This is a genomic window from Brotonthovivens ammoniilytica (genome assembly GCF_025566885.1).
In the GTDB taxonomy this organism is placed as follows: Bacteria; Bacillota; Clostridia; order Lachnospirales; family Lachnospiraceae; genus Brotonthovivens; species Brotonthovivens ammoniilytica.
In genome coordinates, this window is sequence record NZ_JAOQJQ010000001.1 from 731,673 (window position 1) to 745,113 (window position 13,441).

The following is a 13,441-nucleotide window of genomic DNA, read 5'->3' on the forward strand; positions in this document are numbered from 1 at the left end:
TTTTGCACAACACAGTATTTCCTATAGAGCAAATTAGAATCCTGCCACAGCAGGATTCTCCGCCTGCAGAGGGTTGCGTGAGCAACATGATTCCACTCTGCCGCAGTGCGGTCCACAGCGGAGCGTCTTTTTTGCTCTATAGGAATCAGCACTTTTCAGCTTTTGCACAACACAGTATTGCCTATAGAGCAAATTAGAATCCTGCCACAGCGGAGCGTCTTTTTTGCTCTATAGGAATCAGCACTTTTCGGCTTTATTACAACACAGTATTTCCTATAGAGCAAAAAGAGGACATAGCAATCGCTCATGTCCCCCAAAATATTAAACAGTCATGATTTCTTTCGTCTTTTCTTCCACTGCCTTATCAATCTCAGAAATATATTTATCTGTAAGCTTCTGAATCTGGGTTTCCAGATCTTTCACTTCATCCTCAGATACATCACTGCTTTTGCCAAGCTTTTTCATAGTGTCATTGGCATCACGACGAATATTCCGGACAGCCACCTTTGCACTTTCGCCTTTTTTCTTAACATCCTTTGCAAGATCTTTTCTTCTCTCTTCCGTAAGCTCCGGGAATACCAGACGGATGCATTTTCCGTCATTGGTAGGATTAATCCCCAGATCAGAAACCATAATAGCCTTCTCAATCTCTTTTACCATAGGAGCTTCCCAGGGCTGAATCATAATCATACGTGGTTCCGGAACAGACACATTTGCCACAGACTGTAATGGTGTAGGTGCTCCATAATAGTCTACTTTAATCTGATCCAGCACGTGTGGGTTCGCACGGCCTGCCCGGATAGAGCCAAACTCCTCAATCAGATTGTTATAGGATTTCTGCATTTTTGTATCAAATGGCTGAATTCTTTCATTCATATTTTAAAAACCTCCAGTTTATTATAATCTATCACAGGTACTCTATACCTGGCTTTACACGGTTACTCTTGTACCGTTAATTTCGCCTTTCATTGCCTTTACAATGCTGTTTTCCTCATTCAGACCAAACACCAGCATAGGCATTTTATTCTCCATACATAAAATAGAAGCCGTCATATCCACAACTGCAAGCTGTTTGTCAATAACTTCCTGAATAGTCACTTCTTCATATTTTACAGCCTTGGGATTGGTCTTTGGATCGCTGTCATACACTCCATCAATGGCTTTTGCCAGCAGGATGCATTCCGCTTCAATTTCAACAGCCCGCAGAACCGTTGCCGTATCCGTTGAAAAATACGGATGGCCTGTCCCCCCTGCAAAAAATACAACCTTTCCGTGGGCAAAATTCCGATTTGCCGTATCCTTAGAAAACAAATCCGTAAATGACCCACAGGCAAAAGGCGTCAGCACAGACGTCTTCATTCCCACAGAACGGAAAATCTCGGATACATAAATACAGTTCATAACTGTGGCAAGCATCCCGATCTGATCTGCCTTTGTCCGGTCAATGGTTTCGCTTGTCCGTCCTCTCCAGAAATTCCCGCCGCCAATTACAATTCCAACTTCCACACCGTCATCCACCAGCTGCTTTACCTGTTTTGCAACTGCAGTCACAATAGGTTCATCAAATCCGGTCTTTTTATCACCAGCAAGCGCTTCGCCGCTTAATTTCAGCAATACTCTGCTCATAAATCCCCTTCCCGGCGTACTACGCCTCCTAATCAGATATAATATCTCCCGATATTATATCATATCCGCTCCCGAAGGTCACGGTTATGATGCCTCCGGCGGATTTTAGCGCCTGTATTTTTGCGGGTCCGCAAAAAACAGATGCGCAGATATAATATCTTTCGATATTATATCATATCCGCTCCCGAAGGTCACGGTTATGATGCCTCCGGCGGATTTTAGCGCCTGTATTTTTGCGGGTCCGCAAAAAACAGATGCGCAGATATAATATCTCCCGATATTATATCATATTTTCCCAATTCCGTATTATATTTTTTTGTAAATTTGAATTATTTTTTTCATTTTGTTTTTAACATTTTATGTCCGGTGTAAATGCATAAGATAATACAGACCACTGCCGCTGCAATAAGTATTTTCATTATCAATATTCCCGCAAAGGGAAGCAGTGCTGCAACCAAACAAACCAATGCCAGCATTGTAAAAATTCCATGCCAGCACATTTGTTTTTTCTTCATTCTTTCATAACTCCTTTCCCGGAGGATATCTGTCTACTACCATATCATTAAATGCCAATGCAGGCAAGTGGCGGGAAACCCTGCCATGGCAGGATTCTTTTTAATATAAAAACTTACTAAATTTCTGATTATCTTTTCATAAGTTGGTAAATGCCGATATATCCCGTATTTTCGGGCTTTATCGGTATTTTCTTTTTGGAAGATACCTTGCATAAGCTGGCATTTACCAGCATGAAAATGCAACCAAAAGTAGTAAATGAGTAGTAAATATAAGCTCCGATATTAACAAGCCAGTCTTTCCAGTTCTGCTTTTGCAGATTGAAATGTGCCGTGTGCGTAATAGCCAAGTGTCATGGTTATGTTAGCGTGTCCCATGAGATATTGCAGAGTATTTGGGTTCATTCCTCTGTTTGCCATATTCGTACAATAAGTATGTCGGAATGAATGTGGTGTGATGTTCGGTAACTTGTCCGTGTGATACTTGTTATACTTCTTAATCAGCCCTCGCACCATGCCCTCATAGTTTCCTGCAACTTTAGGCAAGCCCTCACGGTTTAAGAATAGGAAATTGCTGTAACCACCTACAATCAACGGTTGTGCCTTTCCTCTGTTCTTTAGTATTCTTTGGATTGCTTGATAAGCCCGTTCTGTCAATGGAAGTTCCCGTTTTCCGTTTTTGGTCTTTGGCGTTTCAATATAGTAGCCCATTTCGCTATCTTTCAATAACTGGTGGTCTATATTGAGTATTCTGTTCTGCATATCAATATGCGTCGTCAGTCCGCAAAATTCAGAAATACGAAGTCCCGTTTCCAGCAGAAGCACAACCTCATCATAATACTTACTGTAAATCTTGTCCGTTTCCATAAAGGCAAGCAGGCGTTCTTCCTGCTCTGGTGTAAGGATAACTTTCTGCTCTGTATCATCTTCCAGAACATCACTCAGCTTAAATTCAAACGGGTTCTTTCTGATACAGTCGTCTTGTATCGCCATGTAAAATGACGCTTTCAAGGAACGCTTGTAGTTATCAATCGTTTTATAGGCATATCCTTTTTCGCTCATTCTGATAGCCCATTCTTTAGCGTCCGACTGCTTCACAGTATCAATCGCCCTCATACCTAATGGGTCATTTTTCAGAGCGTTCATAAGATACTGTCGTCCTTTTTCAGTAGCCCTCTTGATGTTCTTTCTTTGGCTGTTCTTCTTGTCGTAGAGCTGGCAGACTGTCATTTTACCGCCTGCTGTGTCGATACCGTCGTTAAGGTCTTTTTTAATCTGTGCTTCTTTTTCCCTCAATGAAATATCATCACGTTTTCCAGCAGGTGTCTTGTCTGTCGGTACAAGTTTCCAAGAATAGATAAATTGTGGCTTTCCGTATATATCGGTATATTTATAAACGTATCTTCCGTCTTTTCGCTGGCTCTCTCCATTACGCAAATTGCGATTTTTACTGTCTTTTCGTTTCACATTAGACATAGTGTAAAGCTCCTTTCCGTCATGGAATGAGCCGTGATACGCTATACTTTATTATACCATATCTACGGCTCAATGACATTAGATTTCGTCCAATGTATCTATGATTTTTTCAAATTGTTTTCGCTTAATCTGAATACGGTTACCATTCACGATAACCCAGCCAGCGTCAATGTTTTCTTCGGCTAATTTACGCAATTTCTTTTCGCCAATGCGGAAGTATTTAGACGCTTCTTCAATCGTCAGCGTATATTTTTCCCAGATAGGCACATCAGTATTGTTCATAATCTATGCACCCCCTTTACTGTGTGTCATTTTTTACAAGCAGACAGACGGCTTTGGAAAGCTCCGTTAGTATCTCAACTATTCCCATTCTTGTGGGCAGAACCGCACCATGCGGACGTATCATTATTCTGTGAGGATAGGTCGTGGCAAAACGACTTTTCCAACAGTCGCTCTCGGATCACTGCGTGGGTCGCTCGCTTTCTTTTGAAAAGGTCGTGGCGTACAGTCCCCGTGGCTCGCTATCTCACAAACGTATCTGTCTGCTTTATTCAGTTGTCAAAGAACTGTGGCGAAAGCGTGTTGCTTTCATGTAAAAGCAGGTGCAGAGCAGGAAAGAGGGGGGATTGAACAAATCATGCTCTGCGGTTACTGCTTGTTATTCTTCGGTTTCTAAAGGAATATCAAAGTCCAAAATCATTTTAATAAGTGCTTCTCTGATACGTCCTTTTAATTCCATGTCTACGACTATGCAGACATTACCATATTTGTCGTAGAACGGACGCAAACAACATTTCGATATGTACGGGTCATACAATGCCAGTATCTTTTCAATCGCATTTACGTTGCCGTCCACAGCCGACGAAATAAGATAAAATGACGGGCGTGTGTTATTCATCATTCATGTTCTCCTTTAATTTTTTCTTGATTTCTTCAAGTGAGTTCTTCCTACTGCGGAACGACGTTGAACGGTTAATTTTTAATCTGTCGCCGATTTCAGTATCACTCATGCCTAAGAAGAAATACATCAACAAGATTTCTCTATCCTTTTCAGACAGATACTTAATCGCTTCTGCTAAATCATCATCAAGGACACGAACCTCAATACCACATACATCAAAGGCGGTATAATCGCTTTCGTATTCGTCCCAGACTGCCAGCTTTTCCACGACGATTTCTGGAAGTTCACAATAGGAAATTTCCTTATTTCTTCGTCGCTTTAATTCTTTGCGATAATTACGGACAATGCCTTTTACTACACGTTTGAGCTTGCAGTCAAATTGACATTGTATTGTCTTTTGGAAGTCCGACGGTTTCATATCATCACACCCCCTTTCCGTTATGACGTGAAAAGTGTTTATCCCTCTTTCCGCACCATATCTGTACAGCAAGGTGTGATTTGTTGCATGAATTTGAAAAAAAGTGAAAAAATTTTTTCGGGTACAAAAAAAGCCCGCACAAAACATATAGTCTGTACGAGCTATTAAAGCTGTGAGATATTCAGTTGTTGATAAAATGCTGTTAGGTAGTGTATGACCGTATAAGATTATGCTTAAAACTTTCCATAATACAAGCCCCCTTACAGCACTTGATTTCTATTAAACTTTTGTCTTTTTTGTAATCTTGTAAATATATTCTTCTGGAGTAGGGCGTTTATTTCCAAAATACTTTCTGAAATTTGCCTGCACTTCTGGGTCGGTGCTGTTCATAGCTTCATCAATCGTCGCTTCAACATCAGCCAATGATACACCGCCAGCTTTTGCACCAGCTTTCAATGCTTTTTTAATATCTCGTTTTTTTAAGATAGCCATAATACAACACCTTTCCCTTTTATTTTATAAGTAATTGAATAATAGTTACAAATACCCAAATGAAGAACAGAACACCGTCCAGCTTAGCAATCAAATTCAAGACTTTGTTTTCTATTTTTTCTACTCCGCATATAGCATTAAAATTCATCAATGAAAATGCTAAAATCAATAAAGAGTAATTTGACAAATTGTTACTATTACCATTATAAAGGGCAAAAGCATATCCAGCCCAAAAAGGAAGTAACGCAACTAAAGTAAAGCCTTTTAGAAACTTCATGTCTTTTCTTTCGCTTGAAAAATAATTTTTTGCTAAATGTTTGTCTGCCATAATCGCAACTCCTTTCAAAATTGTCGGAAGTTATCTCCCTCTTTCATTATAATTTTTTTCAATCAGAATGTAAAGTATTTCTTACTATTTGTTGTAAAAAAATCATGCTTGTTTTTTTTGTACGGGAAACAAGCACGATATAATATTCTTTACTCAATTTTCTTATATATCAAAATTGCGACAACTTGTATCGTTAATACAATATTATATATCCATTGTACACCGTTAGCCATACTATAAAAATCCATAGGTGTCCGCATAGAAAGTTTTGCAAAAACATTGACGAGAATAATAAACACAATCGTAGATATAATACTCGCTTTTCCGATAATTGCTCGTCCTCTTTCATCTCGTGATGTTTTCAAAAAGAATAATACAATTACAGCAATGGTAATAGGTATGCAGTAATATGTTCCTATTACAAGTATTGTTTTATTATTGATAATTGACTCAAACAATTCTATCATTTTTCTGCCTCCTCAAAGTCAAATAAATCTTCAATCGCTACATCAAATACTTTCGCAATACTATATGCTAACAACATGGACGGATTGTATCGGTTTCTTTCAAGCTGTATTATCGTTTGCCGAGATACTCCAACAAGGTCAGCGAGTTCCTGCTGGCTCATTCGTTTTGTAGCTCTATAAATATGTATCTTGCTGTCAAAAGAATACTTTTGCTTTGCCATTTAGCCACCGCCTTATTTTAATTTCAGCTTATTATAACATATTTCTTACTTTTTGTGTGGAATTTATGATTATGCCATATAGAAAAAGCGTGTAAATCTGTACTGAATCGCTTCTTTGATAAAACCTTTCATTTCCAAATCTACCGCAAGACGTAAGTTGTTGTTATCGTCGTAAAACGGACGCATACAGCATTGATTGATATATGGGTCATAAAATTCCAAGATTTTTGAAATTGCTGTTTCGTCGCCGTCGCAGGCTTTGGAAATAACCGTGAAAGTCGGTGTCAGCTCTTTTGGCATTTTTCTTTTTCCTCCTCAATCAGTTGCTTTAACTTGTCTAGTGCTTGTATTCTGCACTTCGTTACATTCGCTCTGGAACAGTCAAGCATTTTCCCAATGTAAGTGTCCGTGTCCCCAATGAAAAAATACTGTAAAACGATATTACGCTTTCGTTCTTCAATAGCTTTCAATGCACGAGCCAGTTGTTCATCTTCGATTGATACTTTTTCTCCACAGACTTCAAATACTGCAACATAATCCGTAGAATATGTATCTTCTGTACCTATGGAATTTAAGAGGTCGTCCATAATTTCGGCGAATGGCATTTCTTTTTTCTCTGAACGACGTATCGCTCGATAGAAGTCAATCGCTCTATGACGTATAACTGTTTTAATAGCACAATCGAATTGATGACAGGTTTTTTCTTGTAGTTCTGACGGTTTCATTTTCCTCACCTCCTTTCGCTAGTCGAAAAGAGGTGTCTGCCCCTTTTCATATATACCGCGTTGAAAGTGGGGTACAGCGTAACCAAAATCAAAAAAAACTTAAAAAATTTTTTTCTGGCATGAAAAAAGCCCGCACAAAACATATAGTCTGTACGAGCCTTTGAAACTGTATTGTATTTAGTTCTTATAAAAATGCCGTTAGGGTCAAATTGATTGTGTCGAGGTATATCTAAAATATTCCATAATGACAGCTCCTTTACGGCACTATTCTTGTTTATTCAGACAGAAAAGAAATTGCACCGTTTTTAATTTCTAAGATTTCGTCGGCTTCTTCTGCCAAATGCTTACTATGTGTAACGACAACAACACATTTTCCTAATTCATGTGCAGTCTTTTTCAGCAAAGCAATGATTTCATCAGCGGTAGTTTCATCAAGATTTCCCGTCGGTTCATCTGCCAAAAGTACATGAGCGTCGCTGGCTAAAGCTCTTGCAATCGCCACACGCTGTTGTTGTCCACCAGATAGTTGCAATACATTTCTCTGCCAGTATTCTTTTCCAATGCCGACTTCTTCCAATAATTTTTCAGCATTTCCACTACCACCTAATTTGACATTTTCAACCGTTGTCAAATAATCAATCAGATTATAATTTTGAAATACCAATGAGATATTATGCTTTCTGTGGTAATTCAGCCCTTTTTTTGTAATGTCCTCGCCATTGCAAAGTACAGTCCCTTTTACCGCTGTGTCTAAGCCTGCTAACAACGATAAGAGTGTTGTTTTTCCTGCACCACTCGGACCGACAATGGTATAGAAGATACCCTCCTCGAAAGTAGCAGATACATTATTCAAAATGGTTTTATCTTTTTTTGTTTTGTAAGCATAGCTTACATTCTTTACTTCTAACATTTTCGTCGTCCTCCTAACTCATTTCCGATAAAATATCTTTCGGGTTTCTCTTTAGTATTACAATTCCAGATACCAGAACGGAAGCCGTTATCAACACAAGAACACTTACACCGTCCAGTAGATACATTTCTGGTGTAACCTCTACGCTGATACTCTGCACGTCCTGCTTTGGTGCAACGTATTCTGTGGATACTTTTCCCTCATTATTCTTTTCTTCCTCCTGCATTTGCTGAACCTGCTGTGATACCAGATAATTTGCAGTTGCTTTGGAAACGGCAGGAGCGACAGCAAAGGATAACATAAGGGAAAGAACAGCAATCATAATCGCTTCGCTCCAAATTTGTCCGATAATTCTAAATTTCGGAACACCGAGAGATAAGAAAATACCGACTTCCTGCACCCGATTTTTCAACCAGAAAAGAAATACTAAAACAAGGATAACAAAACTTGCAACAGAGATTACCAATATCATCATTTCGCTTACTTTTGCTAAATCATTGAAGTTTGAGGACATGGTTTCGGAATTTCCGTTATTGTCAATCAAATCATATTGCTCCCAATTGATGTCTACTTTTTGCAGATTTTCTTTTACTTCGTCGTAAGCTTCCACATCTTCCACTTTGAAATAGGCTCTTTCATATAATGGACTTGTTTCACCCTCTGCCTTTTCTGGAAATCTCAAATCTGTAAATATTACATTTTCCGAACGGTAAGTATCTCCCTGCATAAGTGGGGACATCTTTTGATCCACTTGATAAATTCCAACAATCTCAGCTTCTGATACCTTTGAATTTTCAGTATCGTGGTAATCATTAAAAGAAATCTTATCGCCGATTTTCAGATTATTTTGCTTTGCCAGTTCCTCTGAAATGACACACATATCTTTATCCTCTGGGGTTATCATTCGTCCCTCTTTGATATGCAGGTTTCCAGATAAAACATTTCTGTCTAGTTTCATATCTTTGTTTCCAATTAAACTTACACCGCCAACATCTGCATTCTGGTCTACATCTTTATCTTCAATCCTTTTGAAATTTACAGGGTTTACGGGAGTTGTTACTGTTGTAATATTGTAATCAGCAATTCCTTTTGCTTTTGCCAATTTCTCAATGTCTTTTATATCTAAGCTTTCAAATTCATTTGTTGTCCAGCCTGTCCAAGTCTCCACACCATTGATAATCTCTTTTTCCTGATGGTAGCCACCAAAACTACCTTCCTTATCATTACCAATCTTTTCTGAGTATTCACGAACTCGCTTTGTTCGGTACTCTGCATTTCTTTCTAAAAGAAAGCCTGCACCTATGGCTTGTCTGGTTTTGTCCTGCACCTCAATACTGGCATTTTTGCTCGCCACACCTGCAAGAAGCAAGGTACTGATTGCAAAAACAATCAACAATAAGAGAATACTTTTTACGGGCTTTCTGAACACAGAACGCCTTGCCAATCCAAAAAAATTCATGTACTATCCCTCCATTTTTGCTAATATATCTTTTGGGTTTGCTCGTAATATCGGAAGAATGGAACAGCACAATGCCACCAAAATAACTGCACCGCCTAAAAGGAACAACATTCCAATATCTTGTATCTGCAAAACCACTTTCAGATTTTCTGTTACTGTTTCTGAACCGGTAATGACGTTTTGCAAAACGCCCGAGAACAATTTACCAATGGCTGTTGCTCCTAAAACCGAAAGTGTAAATACACTGCCTGCTTCTAAGAAAGTTTGCAGGAAAATTTCACTTTTTGTCTTGCCGAGGCTCATAAAGATTGCCACCTCTTTTTGCCTTGTCCGCATCCACATACATAACAGCAGGGAAACAACAACAGTACCAGTTACCAATGTAAGTACCAGCATAAGATTTGCCACCTTACTGATTTGCTCTAATGGAGCAGACATCTGTTGATAAAGGGTATCGGAAGTGCTAAGTTCTACATCATTTCCGAATATTTTTTGCAAGCTGGTTTCCAGCACATCTAATTTTTCTGGTCTTTTTGAATAAACGCAGAGTTTTTCAAATTCAGCTTCTTTGAACAATTCTTTATAAGTGCTGTTGTCAATAAAGACTTGATTTTCTATTCGATTGACTGCGGTAGTTTCTGTTGGCTGGTCTTTTTCCACATTTCCTGCGGACATGAAAATTCCAATAATTTGAACAGATACTTTTGTTCCGTTTTCTGTACTTAATTCAATCGTATCTCCAACTTTTAGCTCATTTTGATTTGCAAGGTTCGCATTGATAACAGCACCTTTTTTCTCATGTTTGATATAATCGCCAGAAGCTAAGCGGTACTGCATTTCTGAAAAAGGACTGTCTTTTTCCAAATCATCATAGGAGAACAACGCTATTTTCAAATTTTCCTCATTCGTAGAAGTATTGAGCGTAACGGGAGCAAAATTATTCGGAAATACCTCTTGTCTGCCGATACGGTTGATAGACGAAACATCTTCCAGCGTTTCAATCTTGTTTACTTCATTCTCGGTTATCTTGCTGTCCTTACTTGTAATTTCAGCCACAATCTTAGAGTTTGTCTTTTCCTGCATGGCTTGTTTGGACTCATTTGTAGTCCTTAAAATCATGCTTGTACCTAAAATCATACTGTTTACAAGTATCAAAACAATCAACAGAAGAATGGTTTTTCCTTTTTTTCGCTGTAAATAGCGAAAACCAAGTTGATAAAACTTCATACTTCACACCTCTATTCCCAACGGGCTATGACAACCTTTGTTGCATTGAAATGATTTGTGTCTGCAAATTCTCCATAGAGATATACATTTGATTGTTTCTTTACATCAGATATAGACCCCGTTGTTATATTCGTAACAGAACCCAACTGTTTATTTAGTGTCGCAACAACAAATTCACAATCTTGGTTATAAGTTACAGAAACAGCATTGTCTTTATTTTCCAATCCCGCCGCTTCCGATTTTATTCCAGCTCCCCCCTCAATTTCTTTTGCTTGACTTACGGAACAACCATTGTCTGTAAATTCCAAAACACTTCCTATCAAATTAGCAGACTCTAATATGTCGTTTCCTTTATTTTCTGAAGAACCATTTGCATTTTCTTCATTCGTATTAGAATTGACAATAGGATTAGACGTATCTGGTTTCTCATCTGGACTTGCACCACACCCCGTCAATGCACAGATACATAATCCAACTGCTACAAATTTACTGATGTTTGTTTTTTTCATTTTTGTATTCCACCTTTCTTGTTCGATATGCCCCTATTGTAAAAGCAAACCATTCTAAAAATCCTGTAAAAAAGTAAGAAAATCATCATCATTTTTTAGAGGATTTTTACAGACTTTTCTGTTATACTGTCTATAATTTATATAGAAAAGGATTGATACATTATGAAAATACTTCTTCTGGAAGATGATTTAGAGTTATGTAAAAATATAAAAATTTCTCTCGAAAAAGAAAACTATATGGTTGATTGTTGCAATGACGGGGAAACCGCTATGCTGTACGCTTTAAATACAGACTATGCTTATGACCTCGCCATTGTAGACCGTATGCTACCGATTATTGACGGCTTAACAATCATAAAATCTATGCGTAGAAAAGGAATATCTATTCCTATCCTTATCATTACTGCCATGAGTACCCTTGACAATCGGGTGGAGGGTTTAGACGGCGGTGCTGATGATTACTTAGTAAAGCCATTTCATATCAAAGAATTGCTTGCAAGGGTTCGGGCATTGACAAGGCGACCTGCCAATATTCAGTTATCGTCTAAATTACAATATGGAGATTTGACTTTCGATAAAGACAGCAGAACCTTATCCACACCAAATAATTCTCTTTTATTAACTTCAAAAGAAACCGAGTTGACTTTTGTATTTATGCAGAACCCAGAAACACTATTTTCCCGTGAACAGCTAATCCTTAAAATCTGGGGCAGTTCTTCCGAGGTAGAAACTGGCAATGTAGACAGTTACATTTCTTTTCTGCGAAAACGCCTAAAAGAATTAAAAAGTTCCTGTAAAATAACAACGGTCTACGGTGCAGGGTACAAACTGGAGAAAGAAACATGTTAAATAATTTATACCGAAAACTTCATATTCTGTTTGCAAGTTCTGTTATGTTGATTATTACCCTTGTGATTTCCTTTGTCGTTGCGAACACAGTTCATACAGAGAAAATCAACGAAAGCACCTTGTTTCAGAGATTAACAACCTTGCTGATTTATCAAGTGGAAAGTGCTTCTTCGGATATGGATAAATCACTCAAAGCCTACGAAGAAAGTTATCATATTTTTTCTTTGATTAGCGATACAAAAGGGAATACCATTTATCAGAGTGATTTCCCATTTCCAACTTCTGCGAACAATCTGTTGCATGATGTAGAAAAGCAGATTTCTACACAGCCATTATCACAAACAGAAAGCAACACAACTTCACAAGGCGGTTTTCTGGAAATAAGAGGAAAACATCACGATACTTATTTTGTTATTCCTGCTACAATTAGGACAGCAAATGATACCGTATATCATGCAACCTTTCTTTATCAGACAGCCAGTTTGACGGATATTTTACAAAAGACATTGCCAATATATCTTCTTATCTGGCTTTTGGCTTGTATCGTTGTTATCATGCTAACCCGTTATCTGCTGAAAAAGTCGTTTGCTCCAACGGAACGAATACTGCAAAGCCAAAAAGATTTTGTTGCAACAGCGTCCCATGAATTAAAATCTCCACTTGCTGTTATGATTTCCAACACGGATATGCTTCTTGATAATGTTTCCTTAAACGAGCAGGCAAAGCAAGCCGTACAGACCATAGATTTTGAATGTATGCGGTTATCCCGTTTAGTCAAAGATATGTTGCTTTTGGCTTCTTCCGACGCTAAAACATGGACATTGCATAAAAGCACAATCAATGTAGATACCTTGCTCATTACGTTATATGAAACCTACGAACCCGTCTGCATGAAGCAGAATTTAGAACTAAAACTGCATTTATCCGAGGAAAGTTATCCTGCTATGTTTACCGACAAAGACCGATTATTTCAAATCTTGTGTGTCTTTATGGATAATGCCATTCAACATTCCAAGAATAATTCTTTAATAGAGATAGAAGTAATCGCCACCGAAAAAAATATTGCTTTTTCTGTGGTAGACCACGGGCAAGGCATTTCTGATGAAGATAAGCAGTATATCTTTGACCGATTTTATAGTGGCGACAAGTCCCATACGAACAAATCGAATTTTGGACTGGGACTAAGTATCGCCAAAGAATTAACCCAAATGCTGAACGGTATTATCATTATCAATGATACTGCTGGTGGAGGTGCTACTTTTACTGTTAAATTTCCTCTGAAATAGATTAAGGCTTGCAGATCATACACTATGTATGGAGC

Annotated in this window: 19 protein-coding genes; 2 read left to right on the plus strand and 17 right to left on the minus strand. The window is 38.3% G+C overall.

Translation table 11 applies throughout. The annotated features are described in order from the left end of the window. Positions 1-321: 321 nt before the first annotated feature. From frr to OCV88_RS03430, 17 genes are all read right to left on the minus strand, one after another. Complete coding sequence (frr, locus tag OCV88_RS03350) at positions 322-876, minus strand: ribosome recycling factor (protein ID WP_158424210.1); 555 nt, start codon at positions 874-876, stop codon at positions 322-324. 54 nt (positions 877-930) lie between these two features. Beyond that, complete coding sequence (gene pyrH / locus OCV88_RS03355) at positions 931-1,626, minus strand: UMP kinase (protein WP_158424211.1); 696 nt, start codon at positions 1,624-1,626, stop codon at positions 931-933. A gap of 338 nt (positions 1,627-1,964) precedes the next feature. Then, positions 1,965-2,141 (minus strand): hypothetical protein, encoded by a 177-nt coding sequence (locus OCV88_RS03360; protein WP_262590618.1) that lies wholly within the window; start codon positions 2,139-2,141, stop codon positions 1,965-1,967. A 282-nt stretch (positions 2,142-2,423) separates the two neighbouring features. Then, complete coding sequence (locus OCV88_RS03365) at positions 2,424-3,614, minus strand: tyrosine-type recombinase/integrase (protein WP_077727562.1); 1,191 nt, start codon at positions 3,612-3,614, stop codon at positions 2,424-2,426. A gap of 78 nt (positions 3,615-3,692) precedes the next feature. Beyond that, on the minus strand, positions 3,693-3,896 hold the full coding sequence (locus OCV88_RS03370) for an excisionase (RefSeq protein WP_004613735.1): 204 nt from the start codon (positions 3,894-3,896) through the stop codon (positions 3,693-3,695). A gap of 376 nt (positions 3,897-4,272) precedes the next feature. Further along, on the minus strand, positions 4,273-4,512 hold the full coding sequence (locus OCV88_RS03375; protein ID WP_025487352.1) for a helix-turn-helix domain-containing protein: 240 nt from the start codon (positions 4,510-4,512) through the stop codon (positions 4,273-4,275). Continuing rightward, positions 4,505-4,933 (minus strand): RNA polymerase sigma factor, encoded by a 429-nt coding sequence (locus OCV88_RS03380; protein ID WP_008787630.1) that lies wholly within the window; start codon positions 4,931-4,933, stop codon positions 4,505-4,507. The genes OCV88_RS03375 and OCV88_RS03380 overlap by 8 nt, the downstream gene beginning before the upstream one ends. A gap of 279 nt (positions 4,934-5,212) precedes the next feature. Then, positions 5,213-5,425, minus strand: a complete 213-nt coding sequence (locus tag OCV88_RS03385; RefSeq protein WP_158424212.1) for a hypothetical protein — start codon at positions 5,423-5,425, stop codon at positions 5,213-5,215. 19 nt (positions 5,426-5,444) lie between these two features. Further along, positions 5,445-5,753 (minus strand): hypothetical protein, encoded by a 309-nt coding sequence (locus OCV88_RS03390; protein WP_077727561.1) that lies wholly within the window; start codon positions 5,751-5,753, stop codon positions 5,445-5,447. Between the two features lie 149 nt (positions 5,754-5,902). Next, positions 5,903-6,220, minus strand: coding sequence for an ABC transporter permease (locus OCV88_RS03395; RefSeq protein WP_077727560.1), 318 nt, complete (start codon positions 6,218-6,220; stop codon positions 5,903-5,905). Next, positions 6,217-6,441, minus strand: coding sequence for a helix-turn-helix transcriptional regulator (locus OCV88_RS03400; protein ID WP_004613729.1), 225 nt, complete (start codon positions 6,439-6,441; stop codon positions 6,217-6,219). Before OCV88_RS03400 ends, OCV88_RS03395 begins: the two co-directional genes overlap by 4 nt. Before the next feature lie 69 nt (positions 6,442-6,510). Continuing rightward, complete coding sequence (locus tag OCV88_RS03405; RefSeq protein ID WP_077727559.1) at positions 6,511-6,741, minus strand: helix-turn-helix domain-containing protein; 231 nt, start codon at positions 6,739-6,741, stop codon at positions 6,511-6,513. Next, the gene (locus tag OCV88_RS03410) at positions 6,726-7,166 is read right to left on the minus strand and encodes an RNA polymerase sigma factor (protein ID WP_003431889.1); all 441 of its coding nucleotides are present in this window, start codon (positions 7,164-7,166) and stop codon (positions 6,726-6,728) included. The genes OCV88_RS03405 and OCV88_RS03410 overlap by 16 nt, the downstream gene beginning before the upstream one ends. Positions 7,167-7,440: 274 nt before the next feature. After that, positions 7,441-8,076 carry an ABC transporter ATP-binding protein gene (locus tag OCV88_RS03415; RefSeq protein WP_005342381.1) on the minus strand — a complete coding sequence of 212 codons (636 nt, stop codon included), beginning with the start codon at positions 8,074-8,076 and terminating at the stop codon, positions 7,441-7,443. Between the two features lie 13 nt (positions 8,077-8,089). Next, positions 8,090-9,535 (minus strand): ABC transporter permease, encoded by a 1,446-nt coding sequence (locus tag OCV88_RS03420; RefSeq protein WP_005342380.1) that lies wholly within the window; start codon positions 9,533-9,535, stop codon positions 8,090-8,092. Between the two features lie 3 nt (positions 9,536-9,538). Then, on the minus strand, positions 9,539-10,762 hold the full coding sequence (locus OCV88_RS03425) for an ABC transporter permease (protein ID WP_077727558.1): 1,224 nt from the start codon (positions 10,760-10,762) through the stop codon (positions 9,539-9,541). A gap of 11 nt (positions 10,763-10,773) precedes the next feature. After that, the gene (locus OCV88_RS03430) at positions 10,774-11,271 is read right to left on the minus strand and encodes a chitinase (RefSeq protein WP_158424213.1); all 498 of its coding nucleotides are present in this window, start codon (positions 11,269-11,271) and stop codon (positions 10,774-10,776) included. A gap of 162 nt (positions 11,272-11,433) precedes the next feature. Between OCV88_RS03430 and OCV88_RS03435 the strand changes: the two genes are divergently transcribed. Next, positions 11,434-12,120, plus strand: coding sequence for a response regulator transcription factor (locus tag OCV88_RS03435; protein WP_003431898.1), 687 nt, complete (start codon positions 11,434-11,436; stop codon positions 12,118-12,120). Continuing rightward, positions 12,114-13,406 carry a sensor histidine kinase gene (locus OCV88_RS03440; RefSeq protein WP_059026949.1) on the plus strand — a complete coding sequence of 431 codons (1,293 nt, stop codon included), beginning with the start codon at positions 12,114-12,116 and terminating at the stop codon, positions 13,404-13,406. Before OCV88_RS03435 ends, OCV88_RS03440 begins: the two co-directional genes overlap by 7 nt. The last annotated feature ends 35 nt before the right edge of the window (positions 13,407-13,441 follow it).